At 74.0% G+C, this 24,342-nt stretch carries 23 protein-coding genes; 13 read left to right on the top strand and 10 right to left on the bottom strand.

What is annotated here, in order from left to right:
• Nucleotides 1–37: 37 nt before the first annotated feature.
• Nucleotides 38–700 carry a TetR/AcrR family transcriptional regulator gene (locus tag OO62_RS11550; RefSeq protein ID WP_033267230.1) on the bottom strand — a complete coding sequence of 221 codons (663 nt, stop codon included), beginning with the start codon at nucleotides 698–700 and terminating at the stop codon, nucleotides 38–40.
• 148 nt (nucleotides 701–848) lie between these two features.
• Here OO62_RS11550 and hmgA point away from each other — a divergent pair, with 148 nt between their 5' ends.
• Nucleotides 849–2,207 (top strand): homogentisate 1,2-dioxygenase, encoded by a 1,359-nt coding sequence (gene hmgA, locus OO62_RS11545; RefSeq protein ID WP_033267229.1) that lies wholly within the window; start codon nucleotides 849–851, stop codon nucleotides 2,205–2,207.
• Between the two features lie 16 nt (nucleotides 2,208–2,223).
• On the top strand, nucleotides 2,224–2,973 hold the full coding sequence (locus OO62_RS11540; RefSeq protein ID WP_033267228.1) for a GntR family transcriptional regulator: 750 nt from the start codon (nucleotides 2,224–2,226) through the stop codon (nucleotides 2,971–2,973).
• Here the strand turns inward: OO62_RS11540 and OO62_RS11535 are convergent.
• A complete protein-coding gene (locus tag OO62_RS11535) occupies nucleotides 2,954–3,877 on the bottom strand; it encodes a LysR family transcriptional regulator (RefSeq protein WP_051733002.1) in 924 nt (307 codons plus the stop codon). The genes OO62_RS11540 and OO62_RS11535 overlap by 20 nt on opposite strands.
• A gap of 177 nt (nucleotides 3,878–4,054) precedes the next feature.
• On the opposite strand from OO62_RS11535, the gene OO62_RS11530 reads away from it, so the two are divergent.
• Entirely contained in the window at nucleotides 4,055–4,366 is a 312-nt protein-coding gene (locus OO62_RS11530) for a putative quinol monooxygenase (protein WP_033267227.1), read from the top strand.
• Nucleotides 4,367–4,440: 74 nt separating this feature from the next.
• Here the strand turns inward: OO62_RS11530 and OO62_RS11525 are convergent, their stop codons facing one another.
• Nucleotides 4,441–5,832 (bottom strand): MFS transporter, encoded by a 1,392-nt coding sequence (locus OO62_RS11525; protein WP_033267226.1) that lies wholly within the window; start codon nucleotides 5,830–5,832, stop codon nucleotides 4,441–4,443.
• Between the two features lie 249 nt (nucleotides 5,833–6,081).
• On the opposite strand from OO62_RS11525, the gene OO62_RS11520 reads away from it, so the two are divergent.
• The gene (locus tag OO62_RS11520; RefSeq protein WP_033267225.1) at nucleotides 6,082–7,317 is read left to right on the top strand and encodes a type ISP restriction/modification enzyme; all 1,236 of its coding nucleotides are present in this window, start codon (nucleotides 6,082–6,084) and stop codon (nucleotides 7,315–7,317) included.
• Nucleotides 7,318–7,449: 132 nt separating this feature from the next.
• Here the strand turns inward: OO62_RS11520 and OO62_RS11515 are convergent, their stop codons facing one another.
• The 3 genes from OO62_RS11515 to OO62_RS11505 all read right to left on the bottom strand — a co-directional run bounded on the left by OO62_RS11515 (nucleotide 7,450) and on the right by OO62_RS11505 (nucleotide 9,636).
• The gene (locus tag OO62_RS11515) at nucleotides 7,450–7,713 is read right to left on the bottom strand and encodes a hypothetical protein (protein WP_033267224.1); all 264 of its coding nucleotides are present in this window, start codon (nucleotides 7,711–7,713) and stop codon (nucleotides 7,450–7,452) included.
• 272 nt (nucleotides 7,714–7,985) lie between these two features.
• Complete coding sequence (locus OO62_RS11510) at nucleotides 7,986–8,792, bottom strand: SGNH/GDSL hydrolase family protein (protein WP_033267223.1); 807 nt, start codon at nucleotides 8,790–8,792, stop codon at nucleotides 7,986–7,988.
• A gap of 133 nt (nucleotides 8,793–8,925) precedes the next feature.
• Complete coding sequence (locus tag OO62_RS11505) at nucleotides 8,926–9,636, bottom strand: YoaK family protein (RefSeq protein WP_033267222.1); 711 nt, start codon at nucleotides 9,634–9,636, stop codon at nucleotides 8,926–8,928.
• Between the two features lie 231 nt (nucleotides 9,637–9,867).
• Here OO62_RS11505 and OO62_RS11500 point away from each other — a divergent pair, with 231 nt between their 5' ends.
• From OO62_RS11500 to OO62_RS38880, 6 genes are all read left to right on the top strand, one after another.
• Nucleotides 9,868–10,251: a hypothetical protein gene (locus tag OO62_RS11500; RefSeq protein WP_228332410.1), complete on the top strand. Its 384-nt coding sequence runs from the start codon at nucleotides 9,868–9,870 to the stop codon at nucleotides 10,249–10,251.
• A 1-nt stretch (nucleotide 10,252) separates the two neighbouring features.
• Nucleotides 10,253–11,347 (top strand): GNAT family N-acetyltransferase, encoded by a 1,095-nt coding sequence (locus tag OO62_RS11495; protein WP_033267221.1) that lies wholly within the window; start codon nucleotides 10,253–10,255, stop codon nucleotides 11,345–11,347.
• A gap of 469 nt (nucleotides 11,348–11,816) precedes the next feature.
• On the top strand, nucleotides 11,817–12,632 hold the full coding sequence (locus OO62_RS11490) for a glycosyltransferase family 2 protein (protein ID WP_033267220.1): 816 nt from the start codon (nucleotides 11,817–11,819) through the stop codon (nucleotides 12,630–12,632).
• Nucleotides 12,629–13,708 carry a glycosyltransferase family 2 protein gene (locus OO62_RS11485; RefSeq protein ID WP_078617117.1) on the top strand — a complete coding sequence of 360 codons (1,080 nt, stop codon included), beginning with the start codon at nucleotides 12,629–12,631 and terminating at the stop codon, nucleotides 13,706–13,708. Before OO62_RS11490 ends, OO62_RS11485 begins: the two co-directional genes overlap by 4 nt.
• Nucleotides 13,705–14,508 carry a polysaccharide deacetylase family protein gene (locus tag OO62_RS11480; RefSeq protein ID WP_033267219.1) on the top strand — a complete coding sequence of 268 codons (804 nt, stop codon included), beginning with the start codon at nucleotides 13,705–13,707 and terminating at the stop codon, nucleotides 14,506–14,508. Before OO62_RS11485 ends, OO62_RS11480 begins: the two co-directional genes overlap by 4 nt.
• A gap of 51 nt (nucleotides 14,509–14,559) precedes the next feature.
• Entirely contained in the window at nucleotides 14,560–18,069 is a 3,510-nt protein-coding gene (locus OO62_RS38880) for an exopolysaccharide Pel transporter PelG (RefSeq protein WP_033267218.1), read from the top strand.
• A gap of 25 nt (nucleotides 18,070–18,094) precedes the next feature.
• Here the strand turns inward: OO62_RS38880 and OO62_RS11470 are convergent, their stop codons facing one another.
• Nucleotides 18,095–19,468, bottom strand: a complete 1,374-nt coding sequence (locus OO62_RS11470; protein WP_033267217.1) for a GH39 family glycosyl hydrolase — start codon at nucleotides 19,466–19,468, stop codon at nucleotides 18,095–18,097.
• 125 nt (nucleotides 19,469–19,593) lie between these two features.
• On the opposite strand from OO62_RS11470, the gene OO62_RS11465 reads away from it, so the two are divergent.
• Nucleotides 19,594–20,706, top strand: a complete 1,113-nt coding sequence (locus tag OO62_RS11465; protein ID WP_033267216.1) for a DUF5925 domain-containing protein — start codon at nucleotides 19,594–19,596, stop codon at nucleotides 20,704–20,706.
• A 39-nt stretch (nucleotides 20,707–20,745) separates the two neighbouring features.
• Here OO62_RS11465 and OO62_RS39555 read toward each other — a convergent pair whose 3' ends face one another.
• The 3 genes from OO62_RS39555 to OO62_RS11455 form a co-directional block, all read right to left on the bottom strand.
• Entirely contained in the window at nucleotides 20,746–20,895 is a 150-nt protein-coding gene (locus tag OO62_RS39555) for a hypothetical protein (protein ID WP_157850136.1), read from the bottom strand.
• A gap of 17 nt (nucleotides 20,896–20,912) precedes the next feature.
• Complete coding sequence (locus OO62_RS11460) at nucleotides 20,913–21,179, bottom strand: acylphosphatase (protein ID WP_206738506.1); 267 nt, start codon at nucleotides 21,177–21,179, stop codon at nucleotides 20,913–20,915.
• 61 nt (nucleotides 21,180–21,240) lie between these two features.
• Nucleotides 21,241–22,014: a DUF72 domain-containing protein gene (locus OO62_RS11455; RefSeq protein WP_033267215.1), complete on the bottom strand. Its 774-nt coding sequence runs from the start codon at nucleotides 22,012–22,014 to the stop codon at nucleotides 21,241–21,243.
• Nucleotides 22,015–22,191: 177 nt separating this feature from the next.
• On the opposite strand from OO62_RS11455, the gene OO62_RS11450 reads away from it, so the two are divergent.
• Complete coding sequence (locus OO62_RS11450; protein ID WP_051732999.1) at nucleotides 22,192–23,043, top strand: alpha/beta fold hydrolase; 852 nt, start codon at nucleotides 22,192–22,194, stop codon at nucleotides 23,041–23,043.
• Entirely contained in the window at nucleotides 23,040–24,332 is a 1,293-nt protein-coding gene (locus tag OO62_RS11445; RefSeq protein WP_033267214.1) for a cytochrome P450, read from the top strand. Before OO62_RS11450 ends, OO62_RS11445 begins: the two co-directional genes overlap by 4 nt.
• Nucleotides 24,333–24,342: the final 10 nt, after the last annotated feature.

Here is a 24,342-nt window from a genome sequence, read left to right as displayed (position 1 = left end):
GGCGTCCCGCGCCGGCCGACCGGGCGGGGCGGTCGCCTCAGGCGGTGTCCAGGTAGCGCGCCAGATAGGCCCGCAGCAGCTCCTTGGCCTCGGTGACGATGGCCGGGTCGCCGGCCGGGTCCGTGCGGAAGGCCAGCTGGAGCAGCGCATCGGCCGTCTCGACGCCCACCAGGAAGGCGGTGCGCAGCCGCTGGTCGGCGGCGTCCAGTCCGAGCGGGCCGGCGAACAGGGCCAGCAGGCGGTCGGCGACCAGGTAGTTGGCCTGCCGGGTCTCGCGCGGCGCGGGGACGGTGAACTCGACCAGGGCGAAGCCCGGCACCGTCCGCTTCATCGCGAGGTACTCGTCGACGACCACGTCCATCGCGCGCCGCCACTCCAGCGGTGCCTCGTCCACGGCGGTCAGCCGGGCGGTGATGCGGTCGGCGTAGGCGTCGAGGTTGCGCCGCGCGAGCGCCTCGGCCATGGCGCGCTTGTTGGGGAAGAAGCGGTAGACCGAGCCGATCGGTACCCCGGCACGGAGGGCCACCGCGCGGGTGCTGAGGTCCTCGTAACCGGTCTCCTCCAGCACTTCGGCACAGGCGTCGAGGATGCGTGCCAGGCGCTGGGCGCTGCGCCGCTGGACGGGTGCGCGGCGGAGCGGGGTGGCCGGCGGCCCGGGGTCGGAGGCCGGCGGGGCGGGACGGGAGGGCGGCTGCTGCACCCGACCATCCTGCCCGCCCGGCGGGCCGGCGGTGCACCCCCGGGCGTACGACCCGATCCGGCCAGGGCGGCCGGGAGTCTTCCGTTGACGGCACCCCACGGCAATCCTAAGGTCTTGCATAGGATTCCTTGAGCGGCGGGAGCGCGCGATGGCAGGCACGGGCAACGAGCAGGCGAGGAAGACGGCCGAGGGGCTGGCGTACGCCACCGGCTTCGGCAACGAGCACAGCTCGGAGGCCGTCCCCGGCGCGCTGCCGGTGGGGCGCAACTCCCCGCAGCGGGCCCCGCTCGGGCTCTACGCCGAGCAGCTGAGCGGATCCGCGTTCACCGAACCGCGCGCGAGCAACCGCCGCTCCTGGCTCTACCGCATCCGCCCGTCGGCCGCCCATCCGCCGTTCGTCCGCGGCGAGCAGCGCGCGCTCCGCTCGGCGCCGTTCACCGACTGCGCCGCCGACCCCAACCGGCTGCGCTGGAACCCGCTGCCCGCCCCCGAGGGCCCGACGGACTTCGTCGACGGCCTGTGGACCCTGGGCGGAAACGGCGACGCGACGCAGCGCACCGGCATGGCGGTCCACCTGTACCACGCCAACGCCTCCATGGAGCGGCGGGTGTTCAGCGACGCGGACGGCGAGCTGCTGATCGTGCCGGAGCGCGGCGGGCTGCTGCTGCGCACCGAGTTCGGCCTGCTGCGCGCCGAACCGGGTGAGGTGGCCCTGATCCCGCGCGGGGTCCGCTTCCGCGTCGAGCTGCTGGACGCCGCGCCCGACGGCGGGCCGGCCCCGACCGCCCGCGGCTACGTCTGCGAGAACTACGGCCGGCCCTTCGAGCTGCCCGACCTCGGCCCGATCGGCGCCAACGGCCTGGCCAACGCCCGCGACTTTCGCGCGCCGCTGGCCGCCTACGAGGACGTCGAGGGCCCCGTCGAGGTCGTCAACAAGTTCTGCGGCAACCTCTGGACCGCCACCTACGACCACTCGCCGCTGGACGTCGTCGCCTGGCACGGCAGTCACGTCCCGTACGTCTACGACCTGCGGAGCTTCAACGTCATCGGCTCGATCAGCTACGACCACCCCGACCCGTCGATCTTCACCGTGCTCACCTCCCCCTCCGACACCCCGGGCCTGGCGGGTGTGGACTTCGTGGTCTTCGCCCCGCGCTGGCTGGTCGGCGAGGACACCTTCCGTCCGCCGTACTTCCACCGCAACGTGATGACCGAGTACATGGGCCTGATCGAGGGGGCGTACGACGCGAAGACGGCCGGAGAAGGGGGCTTCGTGCCGGGCGGCGGGTCACTGCACAACATGATGTCGGCGCACGGGCCCGACCGGGAGACCTTCGACAGGGCGAGCGCCGCCGAGCTGGCGCCGCAGAAGATCGACGACGGGCTGGCGTTCATGTTCGAGACCCGCTGGCCGCTGACGCTCACCGAGCAGGCCCGGGACGCCGGACACCTCCAGCGCGGCTACGACGACGTATGGCAGGGTCTCCAGCGCCACTTCCGCCTGTGACACCCGGGGGACGCTCGTGACCACCTTCGCTCCCGACTCGCTCGATCTGAACCGCAAGCTGCCGCTGTGGTACCAGGTCTCGCAGTCGCTGCGCGCCTCCATACTCGGCCGCTCCCCGAAGGACCCGCTGCGGCTGCCGACCGAGGACGCGCTCGCCGCGCACTACGGCGTGAGCGTGCTGACCATGCGCCAGGCCCTCAAGGAGCTGGAGGCGGAGGGCCTGATCAGCCGGCACCGGCGGCGCGGCACGTTCATCGAGCCGAGCGCGCAGCGCGGAGCGCCGGTGCGGCTGCTCGGCTCGGTGGACGCGATCGTGGCCCAGCAGTCCGGGATGAGCACCGAACTGCTGGACCACGGCCCGACCGCGGTCCCGGCCGAACTCGCGGAGTACTTCCCGGAACTGTCCGAGGTGGGCGGGTTCCGGCGGCTGCGCAGCGACGAGGAGACCGGCGAGCCGACCAACCACGCCTGCAACTACGTACGGCCCGACGTGGCGGCGCTGATCGACCCGCAGGACCTCGTGCGCTGGCCGATGACGAAGGTGCTGCGCGACGCGGTCGGCGTACGGATCAGCCGGATCACCGACACCGTCGAGGCCCGGCTGGCCGATCCCGAGACCGCCCGGCTGCTGCGGGTCCCGCTGCTCAGCCCGATCCTGCACTACACGGGCGTCACCTACGACGAGGACGGCCGCCCGGTCGACGTCGCCCGGATCCACTACCGCGGCGACCGCTTCTCCTTCACGGTCACCCTGGAGGCGCACTGACCGCACCGCCGGCCGTCTCCCCGGGCCACAGCTCGGCGCACCCGGCGAGGACACGGGGAACCGCCGGGTGCGGATGCTCGGCCCGCCAGACGGCGTCGATGCGGAGCACGGGCACCGGCTTCGCGAGGGGTACGAGGGTGATGCCGCGCGGGAGTTGGCGGGCGAGCGAGGCCACGACGAGGTTGACGCCGCGCCCGGCGGCGATGCCGGCCCAGGCGTTGGAGCCGGAGGCGGTCTCGTCGAGCACCGGCTCGAACCCGGCGGCCCGGCACGCGCCGGCCACCGCGTCGTAGTAGCCGGGCGCCATCTCGCGCGGCCACAGCTGGAACGTCTCGCCGCGGAGCCCGGCGAGCTCCACGGCCGGGGCACCGGCGTACGGATGGCCGTCCCGGACGGCAACCCTCAACTCCTCGCGCCGCACGGTCTGCCGGGCGATCCCGTTCGGGTAGCCGGTGCCGGGCGCGAGCGCGAGGTCGCAGCGCTCGTCCCGCAGCATCCGGCAGACATCGGCGGCGAAGATCTCCCGGGTCTCCACCTTCAGCCGGGGCGCCCGCTCGGCGAGGTGGGCGGTCAGCGCCGGGAGGGTCTCGTACACCGCGGTGACGGTATAGGCGATGCGCACCTTCCCCGCCTCGCCGGCCGCCACCGCCCGGGCGTGCTGGGTGGCGCGGCCGGCGGCGGAGAGCAGCCGCTTGCAGTCGGCCAGATAGGCGGCGCCGGCCGGGGTGAGGTCGACCCGGCGGGAGGTGCGGTCCAGCAGCCGTACGCCGAGGGTGTCCTCCAGCGCCTTGATCTGCTGACTGAGCGCCTGCTGGGCGACGTACACGTCCTCGGCGGCGCGGGTGAAGCTACGGCGCTCGGCCACCGCCACGAAGTACCGCATCTGGCGCAGCTCGGGTTCCATGCGACCGCATCGTACGGCGGTCCGGCGCACCCGTCGACAAGCTCACCTTGTCGGTCCACAACCGGCTGCGCTTGTTGATCGAGGACCTCGCTCGTAGCGTTGGCCCGACCGAACAGCCAAGCGGGGCAAGCCCGTTGACCCTGGGGGACGCATGATTCCGGCACAGGAGAACCACTGATGACGATCGAGTACATCCGCTACCGGATCACCGAGCCCGAGCGCCGGGCCGCCTTCGAGAAGGCGTACACCGCGGCCGCCGAACAGCTCGACGCGGCACCCGAGTGCTTGGGTTACGACCTGGCGCACGGCGTCGAGGAGCCCGAGCGCTACATCCTGCGGATCGAGTGGACCTCGGTGGAGGACCACCTCAAGGGCTTCCGGGGCGGACCGCTCTTCGGCCCCTTCCTCGCCTCCGTCCGCCCCTACATCGACGACATCGAGGAGATGAAGCACTACGCGCCCACCGCGGTGACGTCCGCACGGCGGTGACGTCCGTGCGGCGGTGACGTCCGTGCGGCGCTGAGCGATGAGGGCCCTCGGCCACCGCGGGGTGGCTAGGGCCCTCAGATGCGTTCCAGGCTGCGCCCGGTGGTGCGCGGCCCGAGCAGTGCCACGTCCAGGCACAGCAGCAGCATCAGCCCCGCGGAAGCGCTGAACACCGCGGCCGGCCCGAGGTCGTCGAGCACGCTCAGCGCGACGAACGGCAGCACGACCGAGGTGAGCCGGGACAGCGAGTAGGCGATGCCGATCGCGCTGCTGCGCAGTCCGGTCGGGAAGATCTCGGTCTGGTAGACGTGGAAGGCGTTGGAGAAGACGTTGCTGCACACCGTCAGCAGGAAGCCGAAGGCGACGATCGCCCAGGTGGCGTCGGCGAAGCCGAAGGCCAGGCCGCAGCCGGCGATGCCGAGCGCCGAGGCGATGATCAGGGTGCGGCGCTCGATCCGGTCGATCAGCGGGACGGACAGCGCGGAGCCCAGCGGATAGCCGCAGAAGCTGAGCGCCGCGTAGAGCAGCGACTCGGTGACGGTGTGGCCCTTCGCGGTGAGCACCACCGGCGCCAGCGAACCGAAACCGTAGTAGCCGACGGTCTGCAGCACCTGGAAGATCCACCACATGACGGTCCGCCGCCGGTGGTCACCGCGGAACATCTCGCCGAGCGGCACCCTCCGCTCCGGTACGGTCTCCGTCTCCGGTACGGACGGCAGGCTGCCACCGGTCTCCCGGGCCACCCGCTCCTCCAGCCCGGCGACGATCCGCTCGGCCTCCTCGCCCCGCCCCTGCACCGTCAACCACCGTGGCGACTCGGGCAGTTGGCGGCGCATCAGCTGGATGAAGGCGGCCCCCAGCGCGCCGGCGACCAGCAGCCAGCGCCAGCCGTCGACACCCAGCGGCTGGTGCGCGGCCACCAGGCGGGCACCGAGCAGGGCGGCGACCGGAACGCCGACAAAGCCCAGGGTGTAGGCCCAGGCGATGTAGCGGCCGCGCACCGCGCGGGGCAGGAACTCCGCGAGATAGGTGTCCACCAGCACGAGTTCGGCGCCCAGCCCGAGGCCCGACAGCGCGCGCAGGGCCAGCAGCCACGACAGGTTCGGCGCGAACGCGCACAGCAAGGAGAAGAGCGCGTAGGCCCCGAGGTTGACCAGGAACATCCGGCGCCGCCCGAACCGGTCGGCCAGCACCGACAGCACATTGGCACCGGCGAACATGCCGAGGAAGCCGGCGGCGATCACCCAGGACTTCGCGGTGTGCCCGAGGTGCCACTGCTCGGCGAGGACCGCGGCCAGCACCCCGCCGAGGAAGATCTCGTAGAGGTCGAAGAAGGCGCCGATGCCGACGACGAGGGTGATCCTGCGGTGCCAACGGGACGGCGGCAGCCGGTCCAGCCGCGCGGCGGCCCGGTGGCCGTCGGGGGTCCCCCCGCGCCGTTCCGGCGTGGGTGAGGTGGTGTCCGTCATGACGGTCCTCCCTGAGCAGGTCCGGCGCGAGGGGAGTCCCCCCGCGCCGTTCAGGCGTGGCGGAAGAGCGGCGTCCGCACCGTGCCGTGGGGCGTACGGCCAGGACCGTACTCCTTCAAGATCAGCAAGCGGAAGACCGCGTCCCCGGTCCCTCCCCGCAGGAGGGAACCCGGCCACGGGGCCGGTGGCGGGCCGCGGCCCGCGGCTACCATGCCCGGGTCGAACCGAACGGTCCGGGAGGGGCTCCGCGTGACGGCGAAGCAGGACGCGCCACGGCTGTCCGATCTCATGCCGTGGTCGGTGGCACCACTGCGGCTCGGCCGCTCCTGGGTGCGGGCGCCGGACCCGGCGACGCTGCGCGCGCGGTGGAAGGCGCTGGTCGACGCCGAGGACGCGGCGGCCCGCGAGCGGCTGTTCCGGCCGTCCCGGGCCCGGACCCTGCACTCCGCGGTGGGCCAGCTGCCGGGGCAGGCCACCGCGACCGACCGGCTCTACCGGGCGAGCGGGCCGTGCCCGGAGCCGGTGCGGATCCTGCACGGCCCGTTCGACCGGCAGTGGCTGCTGCCCGACCACCGGCTGATCGACGTGGCCCGGCCCGAGCTGTGGCGGGTGGCGGACGAGCACCAGCTGTACGCGGTCGAATGGGGCCAGGTCCCGCAGGCGCCGGGCCCCGCGGTGGGGTGCTCCGCGCTGCTGCCCGACGGCCGGTCACCGGCCGGCCGCCCGGGGCGGATCCACCCGCTGTACCGGCGGCCCGGCGGCCGGGAGCCGAACCTGGCGCCCGGGCTGCTCGACCTGCTCACCCGCCACCTGGGCCGCCCGGTCGGCCCGTCGGAGCTGCTCGGCTGGATCCTCGCGAGCGCCGGCCACTCCCCCGACGGCGCCGTGGTGCCGCTGACCGCCGACCCCGAGGTCTTCGGCCGCGGTCTCGCGCTCGGCGAACGGCTGCTGTGGCTCGGCACCCGGGGCGCCGGTTCCGGGGAGCGGCCGCGGATGCCCGGCGGCCGCCGCCCCTACGTGCGCTCCGCGCTGCCCGCCCGCGGCATGCCCGCCGCCCTCGCCTACGACGCCGAGGACGAGGCCCTCCTCCTCGGCAGCGGCCGGATCGCGCCGGTGCCGGCGGGCGCCTGGGACTTCCACGCCGGCGGGGTGCGCGTGCTGGAGGCGTGGTTCGCCGAACGCGCCGGAACGGGGGCGGACGGGGCGTCGCCGCCCGAGGACGGTTCGCTGGCCGCGCTGCGTCCCGCGGACTGGCCCCAGGAGTGGACCTCCGAGCTGCTGGAGCTGATCACCGTGCTGGCCCTGCTGGCCGAACTGGAGCCGTCACGCGTGGAGTTGGCCGGCCGCACGGCGGACGGACCGCAACTGACGGCCGATGCCCTGCGGGCGGCCGGCGTCCTGCCCGCACCGCTCGCGGCCCGTCGCCCGGCCTCCGTCCTCGACCACCACGAAGAGGGCCCGGACGGCCAGTTCGCCCTGCTGTGACGGGCCGCCCCGGGGGGGCCAAGAGCCGGGATGTCATGAAAAAACCACCCGTCACGAGGTGACGGGTGGTGTGGGGCGGCCGGCCGGCGGGGACGGGCCGGCCGCCCGAGGTGCCGCGTGTGGGAGCAGCGGTCAGCCGTGTCCGCCGAAGAGCGAGCGACGCAGCCGGCGCAGCGGTGCGAACAGCGACACCCTGGCGCCACGGCCGTTCCTCGTACGCGCATGATCGCGCGCGGTGAGTTCCTGCATCAGCGAGGTCGCGCCCTCCACCTCCCGCTGCGGGATGGCAGGGCCACCCAGCACCGCGAGATGGCGATCGAGACGCGCGCTGGACGCGACGCTCCCACAATTGATCGCAGGGACTCGCGCCCTGCTACGCACTGTTATCTGTTCCATGACTCTCCCCACCCTTACGAGGGCACCCGGCCCGGGCAGGGTAACCCTATCTCTCTTGGAGGACACGCGTGCAGACCGGTCAACGGATTCACCTGCCTCGCCTTGACGTTGACGCACACCATACGGAATGTCATCGACAGCGGGAGTGCCAGGGCGAGTTGAGTGACCGTCGGACGCCGGAAGGAGAGGTTCCGGGCGGCTGAGGGGGGTGCGGGGGGCGCGAGGAGAGACCGGGATCTCACAGCCTCTCCCGGCGCCCGGTGCGCAGGGCGTCACGCAGCGGAGGCGAACACCGGCAGATAGCCGCCGGACTGGCCGGCGGAGGTGGGGTGGTAGGACTCGTCGACGGGATAGGTCACGCTGTGCAGCCACGCGCTGCCGGAGCACAGCTCGTGACCGGTGAAGGTCGTGGTGACGTCGGCGAAGCTGAAGCCGTGGTCGGCGGCGCGCTTGGCGGTGACGCCGTTGATGTCGTCGGCGGCGGCGTTGATCGCGGTCCGGGACTTGTCGGAGAGCCCGGCGAGGCAGCTGCCGCCGATCTTGTAGAAGCGGGGGTAGCCCAGGACGACGACCCGGGCGTTCGGGGCCTTCTGGGCGATGGCGCCGTACACGGTGTCGAGGCGGCCGGGCAGGGTGTTGTCGATGTAGGTCCTGGCCTGGGCGACCCGGGCCAGGCAGGCGCTCTCGCCCTGGAGCGCACAGGTCGTCATGGTGTCGGCGAAACCGGCGTCGTTGCCGCCGATGGTGATGCTGACCAGACCGGTGGAGGCGTTGAGCGGGCCGAGCTGACCGCTCACGACATCACCCGTTCGGGCGCCCGAACAGGCGGTGAAGGCGAAGGACGAGGGGCCGTGGGCGGCGTTCCAGAGGGCCGGGTAGGACCTGGTGCTGCGCTTGCAGGAGCCGCTGGCGCTGTCGTAACCGCCGGCACCGACACCCGAGGAGTACGAGTCGCCGAGTGCCACGTAGCCGGTGGCGGTGGGGAGTTGGGCGGACGCGGCGGCGCTCGCGCCGGTGAGCGCGAGCGCCGTGGTGACGAAGAAGGCGGACGTCAGGGCCGCGAATCGGGACAGTCTCATGGAACCTCCCTTAGCAGGATCTCTGCCACATCCGTCGTAGCAAGACTCACCGGTAACCGGAAGTGTCCATGCCAAAACTGGTGCACAGTTCACGGGAAATCCGCCGCTCCGGACGGATGTTCACTGCCGGAGGTCAGTCATCGGCACCCGCGCGTCGGCGGGCCATGCCGGGCACCAGCAGCGCCACGGCCGCGACGAAGGCCGCCACCAGCAGGATCACCAGCATCGGGCGGGTGCCCAGGCCGATCAGCACGGCCCCGAGGAGGCCGCCCCCGAACATCGCGCCGACCGAGGTCAGCCGGCGCGGCCCGGCGTGGGTTCCGTACCCCAGCCGCCGGTCGCGGCCCAGCAGCGAGCCGCTGACGAGGGCGGTCATCGCCCGGGTCTCCACGGTGGTGGTGAGGTCCGGTGCGGCGGCCCTCAGGGCGGTGACGTTCCGCATGCCCATCGCCATCGCCATCAGCCCGATCACCGCATACCGCCGCCCCGGCGGCAGCCCCCGGGCGGAGCCCGACTCCCAGGCGGCCAGCGCCGAACACGCCAGCAGCGCCGCCTCGGTGGCGAGCGCCATCGGGAACCACTGCCGCCCGTGGCGGGCCAGCGTCGACTCCAGCCGCGCCCCCAGGGCCGCCCCGAGCACGAAGGCCCCCAGGGAGACGACCGTCGCGACCACCGGCAGCCCGCCCTGCCCGGCGATGCCGAAGCCGAGGAAGAGCAGATTGCCGGTCTGGGTGGCGGTGAACACCTGACCGAGCGCCAGGAAGCTGACGGCGTCGAGCACTCCGGTGGCCACGGTGAGACCCACCATGATCACGATCAGCGCGGTCCCGCTCGGGGGTTCCACGAACCCGGCTCCTTCCGGCGCACACGAACCCCCAGTGTCCGAACGCACGGCGCGCGCGGCCGTCATTGCGCCGTCTGTGGGCGCCCCCGCCCCGCCTCGCCCCACCCCCGTCCGCGCCCCCTTACTGTCTTGACGGTGCCGGAGCGCTGCGTGACATTGAGGCCCGGCATCCGGCGCTTATCGGAGGCAAAGCTGCCAATGCACACCAAGACCATGAATTGTGACCCTCCCGTGAGCACGCCGCCGCCCGGGACGACGAGCGGGCTCGCGGCGCTCCTCACGGGAGCCGCGTGGGGCAGTGCCGCCATGGGGGCCGTGCTCACCCTGGCCGACGTCGACTCCCCGCTGCGGGTGCCGTTCACGCTCTTCCTGCTCGTGGGCGCACCGGCCCTCTCGATCGGCGCGGCGCTCGGCCGCACCTCCCCGCTCGCCCGCGCCGTCGTCGCACTGGCGGGGGCGCTGGCCCTCGACCTGCTGGTGGCCCAGGCCATGCTGGCGCTGCACCTGTGGTCGGTGCGCGGCGGAACGCTCGCCGTGGCGGCGCTCAGCGGTGCCGTACTGCTGCTGACGGCCCTCGCCCGGGCGCGCCGGGCCCGTACCGGACGGGCGGGCTGACATGGACGTCACCGTGCAGCACCCCCACGAGCTGAGCGGCGCCGACCGGGCCGCCTGGACCGCCCTGCAGTCCGCCGCGCCGTCGCAGGGCGCGCCGCAGCTGGCGAACCCGTTCCTCGCCCCCGAGTTCGCGCTGGCCGTCGGCCGCTGCCGCGGCGGGGTACGGATCGCGGTGATCCGGGAGGACGGCCGGCCGGCGGCGTTCCTGCCCTTCCACCGTTCGCCGCTCGGCGTGGGCCGGGCGGTCGGCCTGGGTGTCTCGGACGCGCAGGGGCTGGTGCACCGGCCCGGATTCCGGTGGGACGCCCGGGAACTGCTGGGCGCCTGCGGGCTGTCGGTGCTGGAGTTCGACCACCTGGTGGACGGCCAGCAGCCGTTTCACAACACCTCGCTGCGCCCGCACGCCTCGCCGGTCATCGACGTGGACCAGGGGTACGAGGCGTATCTGGAGCGACTGCGCGGGCAGTCGCCGAAGTTCGTCCGCACCACCCTGGCCAAGGAGCGCAAGCTCGGCCGGGACGTCGGCCCGGTGCGCTACGTCCACGACGAACGGGACCCGGAGGCGCTGCGCACCCTCGCCCGGTGGAAGTCCGCGCAGTACCGCAGGACGGGACGCAGCGACCGCTTCGCCCAGCCCTGGATCGTGCGGCTCGTCAGGGACCTGTTCCACACCCGCACCGACTCCTTCGCGGGCCTGCTGTCCGTGCTGTACGCCGGTGACCGGCCGATCGCCGCGCACTTCGGGCCGCGCACGCGGTCCGTGCTGTCCTGCTGGTTCCCGGCGTACGACGCGGAGCTCGCGAAGTACTCGCCGGGCCTGGTGCTGCATCTGCGGATGGCCGAGGCGGCGGCCGCGGCGTCGATGGCGTACCTCGACATGGGGCGCGGCAAGGCCGAGTACAAGGACTCCCTCAAGACGCGGGAGCTGCGGGTGGCCGAGGGGTGGGTGATGCGGCCCCACCCCGTCGCACTGGGGCACTGGGCCTACCGCGCCCCGGTACGGGCGCTGCGCAATGCCGTACTGGCCCGCCCCGAGCTGCGCGACCCCGCGGACCGCCTGCTCAAACGGGTGGGCCGGATCCGGTCGGGGCACTGAGCCGGGCCGTGTGCGCCGTCGCATCGGGGCCTTTCGGGGGCTCGTGACGGCGCACAAGGGCGTACGCCGGAGCATGCATACCGGCGTACATCAGCACGTACCGGTTATTCGAGCCAAACAGTATTTGACGCGGAACGCCTTGCCCTACAGTCCATTCGTCAACACCGTCGCACATCCACCCGCATCGGACACTCGTCGCACGACGGCTCAGGGGAGGGCTCGCCACGATGACGGTCCGGTGCGGTGCGCGGTCGGGGGGGGTCCCGTGCACGCGGTCCTGGCAGGCTGACCACTGCTTGCCGAGGGCCGGAGCACGAGCCGCGCATCACGCACCACGTATGCCAGCTCGCCCTGTTCAGACGGCGGTTCCCGCCGTGCCGAGCGGGGTGTGAACCCCCCTTTCGACCCGGATATCCAGCACGGACCGCCCGGGGGCGGGCGGTCTGCCGGACGAGAGGGAAAACCACCCATGAACTCGTTCCTTCGCCCTGCCGACGCGGACGAACCACCGCTGACGCTGCTGCCGGACCATGCCGTCTACCGTCCCGTCTCATCACATCTGGCCATCGCCCCTCCGGTCAGCGTCGTCATTCCGGCGATGAACGAGGCGGAAAATCTCCCGTACGTCTTCAAGACCCTGCCGGACTGGATCCACGAAGTGGTCCTGGTCGACGGCAACTCCACCGACGACACGGTCGCCGTCGCCCGTGAACTGTGGCCGGCCGTCACGGTCGTCACCCAGCGCGGCAAGGGCAAGGGTGACGCACTGATCAGCGGCTTCGCGGCCTGCACCGGCGAGATCATCGTGATGATCGACGCGGACGGCTCGGCCGACGGCAACGAGATCGTCAGCTACGTCTCGGCGCTGGTGTCGGGGGCCGACTTCGCCAAGGGCTCGCGGTTCGCCAACGGCGGCGGCACGGACGACATGACGCCGGTCCGCAAGCTCGGCAACCGCGTGCTGACCGCCCTCGTCAACGCCAAGTTCGGCGCCCGCTACACCGACCTGTGCTACGGCTACAACGCCTTCTGGCGGCACTGCCTGGACCACATCGCCCTGGACTGCGCCGGCTTCGAGGTCGAGACACTGATGAACATCCGGGTGGTCAAGGCCGGTCTGCGGGTGCAGGAGATCCCCAGCCACGAGTACAACCGCATTCACGGCGTCAGCAACCTCCGGGCGGTACGCGACGGGCTGCGGGTGCTGAAGGTGATCGCCGGCGAGCGCGGCGCGCGGCGCAAACGGCTCGCCCGGCCCGCGCTGATCACCGGGGACGCGCTGTGAACCCCCCGAGACCGGCGGTCGGGCCGGACTTGCGGATCTCGGTGGTCATCTGCGTCCACACCGAGGACCGCTGGGAGGACATCCTGGCCGCGGTGGCGTCCGTACGCGCGCAGTCCCATCCCGCCCATGAACTGCTGCTGGTGGTGGACCATCACCAGCGGCTGCTCGACCGGCTCACGGAGCACTTCGCGCGCGCCCCCGGCGGCGCGCGCCCTCCCGGGCCGCCCCCGGCACCCCTGCGGGTGCTGGCCAACGCGGGACCGCGCGGGCTGTCCGCGGGCCGGAACACCGGTATCGCCGCGGCCGACGGCGAGGTCATCGCGTTCCTGGACGACGACGCGGTGGCCGAGCGGGACTGGCTGCGGCACTTCGCGGCGGCCTACGCGGACCCGGCGGTGATGGCGGTCGGCGGGCGCACCGAACCGGTCTGGGAGTCCGGCCGCCGGCCGCTGTGGTTCCCCGAGGAGTTCGACTGGGTGGTGGGCTGCACCTACCGCGGCCTGCCCGCGGGCAAGGTGCGGGTGCGCAACGTGCTGGGCGGCAACGCGTCGTTCCGCAGGGTGGCGTTCGACCTCGCCGGCGGCTTCACCACGGGCATCGGGCGGGACGGCGACCGGCGGCCGCTGGGCTGCGAGGAGACCGAACTGTGCATCCGGATCAGCCAGGTGCTGCCGGACGCGGTGCTGCTGATCGACGACCGCGCGGTGATCCACCACCGGGTGCCGGCCGAGCGCCGGCGGTTCCGGTACTTCCGCGGCCGGGCGTACGCCGAGGGCCTGTCCAAGGCGCTGGTGGCGCGCAGCGTCGGCGCCCGGGACGGGCTCGCGGCCGAGCGGCGGCACACCGTGCGGGTGCTGCCCGCCGGGGTGCTGCGCGGTGTCCGGGACGCGCTGCTGGGCCGGCCCGGCGGGGCCGCCCGGGCGGGCGCGATCGTGGCCGGGGCGGCGGCCGCGGCGGGCGGCTACGCGTGGGGCACGGTACGGGCCCGGGCGAAGCCAACTCCCTTGCCCCCCGGTCCGGTTGACGATCCGGCCTGCGGTCCGGCGGCCGCGGCGCACGAGGGAGCACCGGCATGAGCGGCCGCCCGGGCGCGGTGCCGATCCTGATGTACCACGCGATCACCGTGGCCCCGACGCCCGCCGTACGGGACCTGTCGGTGACGCCCGCCGCGTTCGAGGAGCAGCTGGCCGTCCTGGCCGACGGCGGGTTCACCCCGCTGACCACCACCGCCCTCGCCACGGCCTGGCGGGGCGACGGTCCGCTGCCGCCCCGACCGGTGCTGATCACCTTCGACGACGGCTACGACGGCGTGTACCGCCACGCCCTGCCCGCCCTGGCCCGGCACGGCTTCCCCGCCACCCTGTTCGTCTCCACGGGATGGCTGCGCGGCCCGTACGGGACCGGGGACGCGCCGGACACCACGCTCGACTGGGACCAGGTGCGCAAGCTGGCCGGGGCCGGGGTGGAGATCGGCGGCCACAGCCACACCCACCCGCGGCTGGACGCGCTCGGCGACGCGCGGCTGCGCCACGAGGTGCTGCGCTGCAAGGAGATCATCGCCGACGAGGTCGGGGCCGCGCCGGAGTCCTTCGCCTACCCCTTCGGCCACTCCAGCCGGCGGGTGCGGCGCACGGTGCGCGGGCTGGGCTTCCGGCAGGCGCTGGCGGTCGGCAACACGCTCGCGGCGCACCGCCAGGGGCCGTACGCGCTGGCGCGGCTGACCGTGCGGCGGCGTACCGGCACCGAGGAGTTCGCCCGGATCGTCGAGGGGCGGGGCCTGGCCCGCGCCTTCGCCCGGGACCGCGCGCTCACCAAGGGGTACGCGGTGGTCCGCAGGACGCGTCAGGCGGTGCGGCTGTGCCTGCCGGACCACTGACGCCGAGCCCGTCGCGGTGCCCCCGCGACGGAGGAAAGGGCAGCTGAGCCGGTGTCCGACACGTCCACCAAGGCCACGGAACGCGCGGAACGGGAGCCGCGGCGGGGCGGGCGGGACGGCGGCAGTCCGCTGTTCCGCAACGCCTATGCGCTGATGCTCAACACCGGCGTCTCCGGGCTGCTCGGCCTGGGATTCTGGCTGGTCGCGGCCCGCTGCTACACGGAGTCCGCGGTCGGCCAGGGTTCGGCGGCGATCGCCGCGATGAAGCTGCTGGCGGGACTGGCCGCGCTGACCCTGACCGGCGCGCTGGCCCGCTTCATCCCGGTGGCCGGCCACACCACCGGCCGGCTGGTGCGGCGCGCCTACGCCGCCAGTTCGGTCGTCGTGGCGCTCGCCGCGACCGGCTTCCTGCTCACCCTCGATCTCTGGGGCCCCTCCTACCGCTTCCTGCACGGGTTCCCCAACGGCCTAGGGTTCGTGCTGGCCGTGGTCGCCTGGTCGCTGCTCACCCTCCAGGACGGCGTGCTGACCGGGCTGCGCAGCGCCCTGTGGGTACCCGTCGGCAACCTCGCCTTCTCCACGGTGAAGCTGGGTCTGCTCGTGGTCCTGGCCGCCGCGGTTCCCACCGCCGGGGTCTTCGTCTCGTGGGTCGCGGCGATCGCGGTCTCGGTGCTCCCGCTGGGCTGGCTGGTCTTCAGCCGGCTGGTCCCCCGCCACGTACGGCGCACGGAGCGCACCGCCCGGCCGCCGTCCCTGCGGCAGACGGTCCGCTTCCTGGCCGGCGACTCCACCGGCTCGCTGTTCTCCCTGGCCGTGGTCCATCTCGTCCCCGTGCTGGTGGCCTCGCAGGTCAGCGCGACGGACAACGCGTACTTCTACGTCACCACCACCATCGGCGGCACGGTCAATCTGCTGGCCCTCAACATGGGTTCGTCGCTGACCGTCGAGGGCGCGCACGACCCGGCGCAGCTGGCCCACCACACCCGGGCGGCGCTGCGGCGGATGGCCCGCATCATGCTGCCGGTCTGCCTCGCGCTGTTCCTCTTCGCCCCGTATCTGCTGGACGTCTTCGGCGCCGGGTACGCGCAGGCGGCGACGCCGCTGCTGCGCTGGCTGGCGGTGGGCGCCGCGCTCCGGGTGGTGATGGAGGTGCACTTCGCGGTGTTGCGGGCCCAGAGCCGGACGGCCGGACTGGCCGCGCTGCAGGGCCTGTTGTGCGTGCTGGTGCTCGGGCTGACGCTGGTGCTGCTGCCGCGGATGGGGCTCGCCGGCGCCGGCGTCGCCGAGACCGCCAGCCTGGCGGTGATCGTCGCCCTCGCGACCGTACGGCTGCGCCGGGTGCTGCGCGGGCAGGTGGCGACGGCCCCCCTCACCCGGGCCCCGTCCGACGGGCTCGCCCCGGACGGCGACCTGGCGGACCTGGCGGTCTACGGGGACCTCGGGGACGGCGCCGGCACGTACGGGCGGGCCGCGCCCCGGGAGGCCGGGCCACCGGCGGCGGCCCGGCCCCGCCGGGGCCCCCGCCCGCCGGGGACGCGACGGCGCCGCGGCCGGCACCGGGCGCTGGCCGGCTGGGCGCTGCTGGCCGCCGGACTCGCCCTGTTCTGGCTTCCGTTGCGCGGCATGGGCGACGCCGACCTGGACCGGATGAACGGGCTGGGGCTGATCTCGGTGCTGCCCGCCGCCACCCTGGCCGGCGTGGTCGTGCTGGTGGCCGCGTTCGCCTGGGCGCTGTCGCTGCCCGGGGCGCGGCGGGCGCTGCCTGCCGCGGTGCTGCTGATGACGGTGGTGGCGCTGCACGCGCTGCCGGCCGTGCTGGAGAGCGAGCCGCGCTTCCCGACGGCCTGGCAGCACCTGGGCTTCCTGGACTACCTGGGCCGCACCGGCACGGCGGTACCGGACCTGGACGCGCGCTGGAGCTGGCCCGGCTTCTTCGCCGGGGTGCGGTTCCTCGCCGGGGCGTGCGGCGTCACCGACTTCACCGAGGTGCTGCGCTGGTGGCCGCTCACCCTGCAACTCCTGTATCTGGCACCGCTGTTCCTGCTGCTGAAGGCGGTACGGGCGAGCCGGCGGGCGAAGTGGTGCGCGGCCTGGCTGTTCGCGCTGTGCGGCTGGGTCGGCCAGGACTACTTCTCCCCGCAGGGGTTCACCTACCTGCTGTACCTCGTCTTCGTGGCGATCCTGCTGGTGTGGTTCCGCGGGGCCCGGCCGCACACCGGGCGGCTGCGGCCGGGCGAGGCGGAGCCGCCCCCGGCGGGCCGGGACCGGCGCACGGTCCTGCTCACCACGCTGATCGCGCTGTTCGCGGCGTCGGTGGCGGGCCATCAGCTGACCCCGTTCGTGATGCTCGGGGTGCTCACCGCCCTGGTGCTGGTCCGCCGCTGCACCCTGCGCGGACTGCCGCTGCTGCTGGCCGTGCTGGTCGCCGCGTGGGTGGGGTTCCTGGCCGAGCCGTACTGGTCGGGTCACTTCGACGAACTGTTCGGCGGGCTCGGCGGCATCGGCGGCAACGTCTCCTCGTCGGTGACGGACCGGATCGGCGGCGGCGACGCCACCCACAAGGTCGTCCTGTACGCCCGGGTGGCGCTGGCCGGCGGGGTGCTGACGCTCGCCTGCTGGGGGGTGCTGCGCCGCCGTGCGGCCGGCTTCGCCGAACGCTCCCTGCCGGTGCTGACCTTCGTCCCGTTCCTGGCCTTCGGGATGCAGTCCTACGGCGGCGAAATGGCCCTGCGGGTCTTCCTGTTCGCGCTGCCCGGCGCCTGTGTGCTGGCGGCGCTGGCGCTGTTCCCGCGCGTTCCCGGCGCCGCCCGGCCGGGTACCGGTGCCGCCCGGCGGGCGCTGGGGCCGCTCGCCGCGCTGCTGACCGGGCTGGTGCTGGCCGTCGGCTTCCTCGTCGCCCGCTGGGGCAACGAGCCGTTCGAGCGGATCAGGCCCGGCGAGGTCGCCGCGATGAACTACGTCTACGCCCACGACCGGCCGACGGCCCGGCTGCTGTGGCTGAGCAACGACCCCGTCAACAGCGTCACCCCGGCGATGCCCTGGGGCGCCCGGGACATGGAGCGGGTGCAGTACGCCCCGACCCTGGCGCCCCGGGACCCGGCCGGGGTCGGTCCGCTCGTCACCGCGCTGCGGGACGCCGGACCGCAGTCGTACCTCGTCGTCAACCACGGCCAGGCGGAGGCGCTGCGGCTGGACTCGGGCTACCCGGCGGGGTGGGAGGCGCGGCTGCGCACCGCCCTGGACCGGCGCCCCGAGCTGCGGCGGGTGCTGTCCAACGAGCACGCGGCGGTCTACGAGGTCGGGCGGCGGCCGGCGGGCGAGGTGCCGCTGCCCCGGCCCGGCCCGGCGGGCCCGAAGGTGACCTGGACACCGTGGTCGGTGCTCGGGGGGCTGGCCCTGCTCGCGCTGATCGCGGTGCTGACGGCCCGTGAGGTGCTGCGGGTCGCGATGGCGCCGGGCCCGCGCCGGGCGCACTGGACCCAGGGCCTGTTCTGGTTCGCGGTGCCGCTGCTGCTGGTGTTCGTGGCCTCACTCGTGCAGCGCTTCCTGACGCTGTCGTGAGGCCCGGGGCCGCTCCCGTGCCGCGTCAGGAGCGGTCGACCCACCGGACCTCGTACCCGGCGAGGGTGAGCTGCCGGCCGTCCACCGTCGCGGTGCCGGCGCGGTCCGAGGTGTTCACGACCAGCGCGCTGCGGTCGTCCGCCAGCCCCGGCACCGTGGCGCGTCCGGTGTCGAACGCGCGGGGCCGGGCCGTGGGCGGGAAGGCCCGGGAGAACCGCGACAGCAGCGTGAACATCGGCAGTTCGCGCCCGCCGTCGTCCCGCTCGGTGCTGCTCCACAGGCACCCCGGGCAGTTCCCGGACCCGCCCTCGTCCTCCGGGTTCCAGTAGAAGCCGCTGGTGGCGCCGCCCGCCGCCATCTCGATCAGCGCGGCGGCGTGCGCGGCGACGCGTTTGCGCTCGCTCCAGGCCGGTGCCCGGCCCCGCGCGCCGCCGGCGGCGACCTCGACGTACCACTCCGCCCACCACAGCGGCAGTCCGGTCTCCCGGCGCAGCCACCGGCCCACGTCGGCGAACTTGCGGGCGGCGGTGAACTCGTCCGGGGCGTACCGGTCGTCCTTGCTGTAGCTGGAGCCGTCGACGACCAGGAAGTCCGCACCGGCCTTGTGCCGGTTCCAGTACGTCAGGGCGTCGACGGTGCGCTGGTCGAGGCTGCCCCAGGGGCCCGTGACGCGGGAGGCATGCGTGTCGTCGCCGGGCAGGTAGCTGTCCATCACCAGATAGGGGCCGCCGACCTGGACGGCGTCGTTGACCTTCTTCAGCGCGCGGTAGGTCAGGTTGTAGAGCCGGGTGTAGCCCTCGCTGTCCCAGCGGCCCTTCGCGTCGTCGAAGAACCCCTTGAACTCGTTCCAGACGACGAAGTGGCGTACGTCCGGGTAGCGTCGGGCGATCTTTCCCGCGAGGGCCGCGAAGTCCGCGTAGTGCGCCGGGTCGGGGGCCTTCTCCAGGGCGCTCCAGTCGGTGCTGCCGGCCCGGCCGCCCTTCATCCAGTCCGGCGCGCAGCACAGGGTGACGACGGGCGTGCCGCCGGTGCGACGGATCAGCGCGAGCCGGCGGTCCAGGTCGGCGAAGTCGTAGCGGCCGGGGCTCGGCTCGGGGTTCCGGGCGCCCCAGCCCATGATGTGCTGGTTCTGCGGCACGGGGCTGCCGGCCAGCAGCCGGGTGGCCCGCTCGGTGGCCCCGTCGGCCCCGCGGTCCGCGCTGAACTGGGTGTGGGTGAACCCCCAGCCCACGGCCGGACCGGTGGGGTGCGGGGGCGCGACGCCCTTCGCGTCCCGGTCCCGGTCCCGGCCGCCCGGTCCCGCGCACATCACCAGGGTGACCAGCAGCAACGCCAGCGCGGTCGCACCGGCCGCGATCACCAGGGCGGTACTCCGACGTTCCCCACCATGACGTCTCACAAAGGGAGATTAGCGAGCCAACCGGCCGGTACACCCGGTTTCCGGGTAAACGGCTGCTGCTCCGCACGGGGAAATCACCGGGAAATTCCGTGTACGGGGCGGGACGGGTGCCGGATCATGGCGGCATGTGTGCCGACCACGTCCCGCCGTCCGCCGCGGAGGAATCCCTTCCGCTCCGTCTGACCATGGACGACAGTGATTCGCCGTCCGACGTCATCGATGCGCTCTTCCTGGGACGGTTCACCAAGGGCGAGCAGCCGTACTCCCGCAGCCGGTCGGTGGACCGGGTGCGGTCCGGGCTGACGCTGCTGCCGCCGGGCGCGCGGATCCTGCGCTCGGCGCGGGACGAGGACCGCAGCGCCACCCTCGCCGAGGGCGACGGCTACACGCTGCTGGTGTCCCGCTGGAACCGCGGCGCCGACGTGTCGGTCACCGCCGTCACCGACGAGCTGGCCGAGAACGTCCTGGGGCAGGCCGCGGACGGCGCGGAGGACGAGCCGGCGCCGCAGCCGGAGAACGTCCCGATGGGCTTCTGGTACTTCTCGCCGCGCCGCGGCCCGCACCGCACCTCCCGGCAGATCTCGGCCGGGACCTGGGAGGAGATCCGGCCCAACTACACCGCGCCGGTCGCCGAGGCGATGGACCGGCTGATGAAGGTGGCGCCCGAGGAGATCTCCGGCCGGCTGCTGTTGCTGCACGGCCCGCCCGGTACGGGCAAGACCTCCGCGCTGCGCACCCTCGCCCGCTCGTGGCGCGACTGGTGCCAGGTGGACTGCGTACTGGACCCGGAGCGGCTGTTCAACGACGTCGGCTACCTCATGGACATCGCCATCGGGGAGGACGACAGCACCGGCAAGGGCCGCTGGCGGCTGCTGCTCCTGGAGGACTGCGACGAACTGATCCGCGGCGAGGCCAAGCACGCCGCGGGCCAGGCCCTGTCGCGGCTGCTCAACCTCACCGACGGACTGCTGGGCCAGGGCCGCAACGTACTGGTCGGGGTGACCACCAACGAGGACCTGGAGCGGATGCACCCGGCGGTGATCCGGCCCGGCCGCTGTCTGGCCCGGATCGAGGTGGGCCCACTGACCCGGGCCGAGGCGGCCGGCTGGCTCGGCACCGACCGCGGCATCGGCCGGGACGGCGCCTCCCTGGCCGAGCTCTACGCGCTCCGCCGCGGCACCGGCCCCGCGTCGGTCCCGCCCCAGGACTCGGGGGCCGACGCGGGGCTGTACCTGTGACGCGGTGCCGCCACCCCGGCGGCACCGATCGCGGGGACGCTAGGGGCGGTCCGAGGGCGCGGTGCGGCGCGGGGCGTAGGTGGCGGCCAGTTCCCGCTTGAGGACCTTGCCACTGGGGCCGAGCGGGAACGCGTCGACGAACTCCACGGGCCGCGGGCACTTGTAGACGGTGATCTCCGGGCCGGTCACCAGGACTCCCCCGGCGTCTACAGGGTTTCGAAGCCCCGCAGGCCCTCGGGTTCCTCCTCGTGGACCGAGACCGCGTCGACGCTCGCCATCGGTGGGCCCTCGTGGGCCCACTCCACCATCCGCTGCACCGCCTCCGGCTCCCCCTCGAAAACGGCCTCCACCGTCCCGTCCGGGAGGTTGCGCACCCAGCCGGCCACCCCGAGCCCGTTCGCCATGCGCCGGCAGGTGTCGCGGAAGAACACGCCCTGCACGTTCCCGGAGACCACCACCCGTCTGCGGATCATCCGTGCCTCACCTCGTTCGCTCGCCCCGCGGTACGAGCGCAGATATATCCCCGCGGGGTGGTCAGGCGGCGGAGGCACGCCCGGACGGCGTACGGCTCACGGAGCGGCCGGCGGCCGCGGTGGCGCGGGCGAAGCGGACGGCGTCGAGGACGGCCGCCCCGCCCGGGTCGTTGTTGAAGTACACGTGGACGTCGGCCCGGTCGGGCCAGGTGTCGGCGATCCGCCGCACCCAGGTGGTGAGCGCCTGGGCGCCGTAGCGCGGCCAGGGCCGGGCGCGCCCCTCGTGGAACCGCAGATACCCCCAGTCGGCGGTCCGCCAGAGGGGCGTCACCGGCCGGGACCCGCGGTCCGCCCAGCACAGCGCGGCGCGGTGCCGCTCCAGCACCGAACGGACCTGCTGCGTCCACCAGGAGTCGTGGCGGGGCTCGACGGCCACCCGGGTGCCGGCGGGGAAGCAGGCCAGGCAGTCGTCCAGCAGTCCGGTGTCGCACCGCAGGGTGGGCGGCAGCTGGAGCAGCACCGGTCCGAGGCGCGGGCCGAGCGCCGCGGCGCGCGTCATCAGCCGCCGCACCGGCTCCTCCGGCTCGCGCAGCCGCTTGATGTGCGTCAGATAGCGGCTGGCCTTGACCGCCATCACGAACCCGCCGGGGGTGCGCTCCCGCCAGTCGGCGAAGGTCTTCTCCTCGGGCAGCCGGTAGAAGGCGGCGTTGCTCTCCACGGTCGCGAAGTGGCGCGCGTACTCCTCCAGCCATTGGCGCTGCGGGCAGCCCTGCGGGTAGAGGACGCCGCGCCAGTCCTTGTACTGCCAGCCGGAGGTTCCCAGGAGGACGGTCATGTCCCCGATCCCTGCCCGCTTCCCGGGGCGCGCTACCGGCCCCGCCCCCGTACGCCCGGACGCCCTTGCGGGGCAGGGAGGTTACCGCCACTGTGGTCGCAGGTGACCGCCGCCGGCCGGCGACCGGCCCCCTGACATGCACGGCCCGCCCGGACCCCCGACACCTCTGGAGCGCGCGTGGCTTCCTTCGTCCTGCCTCATGCCCTGCACGGCACGGGACCGCACAAGGTCGTGGCGGTGCACGGCTGGTTCGCCGACCGGTCGGCCTTCGACCCGGTCCTGCCCGACCTCGACCGGGACGCGTTCGCGTACGCGCTGGTCGACCTGCGGGGCTACGGCGAGGCCAAGGACGCCCCCGGCGCCTACACCACGGCCGAGGGGGCGGACGACGTGCTGGCGCTCGCCGACCGGCTGGGCTGGGACCGCTTCTCGGTGGTCGGCCACTCGATGGGCGGCAGCGTCGCCCAGCGGGTGCTGGCCGCGGCACCGCACCGGGTGCGCCGGCTCGTCGGCGTCTCCCCGGTGCCCGCCTCCGGGCTGCCGCTGCCGCCGGAGCAGTGGGAGCTGTTCTCCTCCGCGGCGCACACCCCGGACAGCCGACGGACCATCATCGACGTCACCACCGGCGGGCGGCGCCCCGCCGCCTGGCTGGACCGGATGGTGCGCCGGTCCCTGGAGCGCAGCGACCCCAAGGCGTTCCGGGCGTGGCTGGACTCCTGGGCCACCGAGGGCTTCGCCGCGCAGATCGAGGGCGCGGCGGTGCCGGCGCTGGCGGTGACCGGGGCGCTGGACCCCGCGCTGTCCGCCGAGCTGATGCGTCAGACCTGGCTGCGGTGGTACGCCGACAGCGAGCTGGTCGAACTGCCGTCGGCCGGGCACTACGCCATGGACGAGTCGCCCCTGGAACTGATCCGGGCGGTGGAGGACTTCCTGCGCGCCGACGACGGCGGGTCCGACGGCGACGGCCGGGACGACGGCCCCCGCGGTGAGGGGAGCGACGCCCGGAACGACCGGCCCGCGGCGCGATGACCCGGCCCGCACCCGACGTGCCGGAAGGCGCCGTCGTTCCCGACGTCTTCGACCCCCGCGGCTACGCGAACGGCCTGCCGCACGCCGCCTACCGGCTCCTGCGCGACCACCACCCGGTGGCCTGGCAGGAGGAGCCCGAGGTGCTGGGCTGGCCCGCCGGCCCCGGCTTCTGGGCGGTCACCCGGCACCACGACGTCGTACGGGTCCTGAAGGACGCCCGCGCCTTCTCGTCCCGGCTGGGCGCCACCCAGATCCGCGACCCCGACCCCGCCGACCTGCCGTTCCTGCGCGGCATGATGCTCAACCAGGACCCGCCCGACCACCTGAGGCTGCGCCGCCTGGTCAGCCGCGCCTTCACCCGCGGCCGCATCGACCGGTTCGCCGCCACCCTCCGCGCCCGCGCCCGCGACCTCCTCCGGACCGCGGTCGGCACGGCACGCGCCACCACCGGCGTGTGCGACCTCGTCACCGACGTCACGGACGACTTCGCGCTGCTCAACCTCGCCGACCTGCTGGGGGTGCCGCCCGGCGAACGCGGGCTGCTGCTGGACTGGACCCGCCGGGTCATCGGCTACCAGGACCCGGACGAGGCGGGCCCGCCCGCGGCCGGCCCGGACGGCCGCCCCGCCAACCCCCGCTCCCCCGCGATGCTGCGGGACATGTTCGCCTTCGCCCGCGACCTGGCCGCCCACAAGCGCCGCCACCCGGCCGACGACGTCATGACCGTCCTCGCGGCGGACCCCGAACTGACCCCGCCCGAGCTGGAGATGTTCTTCTTCCTGCTGACCGTCGCCGGCAACGACACCGTACGCAGCGCGGCCCCCGGCGGCGTACTGGCGCTCGCCGGGCAGCCGGACGCCTACCGCGAGCTGCGCACCGGCCGGGCGGACCCGGCGACCGCCCTGGAAGAGCTGCTGCGCCGGCATCCGCCGGTCCTCAGCTTCCGCCGCACCGCCGTCCACGACACCGAACTCGGCGGCCGCCGGATCCGCGCCGGCGACAAGGTCGTCGTCTTCCACGGCTCGGCCAACCACGACGAGCGGGTCTTCACCGACCCGCACCGCCTCGATCTGACCCGCGCCCCGAACCCGCACGTCTCGTTCGGCGACGGCCCGCACGTCTGCCTGGGCGCCCACCTCGCCCGCCTCCAACTCCGCCTCCTCTACGCGGAGCTCTGCCCCCTCCTCCCCACCCTCACCCTCGCCGCCCCACCCCGCCACCTGGTCTCCAACTTCATCAACGGCCTCAAGTCACTGCCGCTCAGGGTGGCGGAAACCGCGGGCCCTTAGGGGGAACGGT

It is taken from the genome of Streptomyces lydicus (assembly GCF_000717345.1).
In the GTDB taxonomy this organism is placed as follows: Bacteria; Actinomycetota; Actinomycetes; order Streptomycetales; family Streptomycetaceae; genus Streptomyces; species Streptomyces lydicus.
The sequence above is the reverse complement of the archived record's forward strand: the minus strand, read 5'-3'. Positions and strand labels throughout refer to the sequence as shown.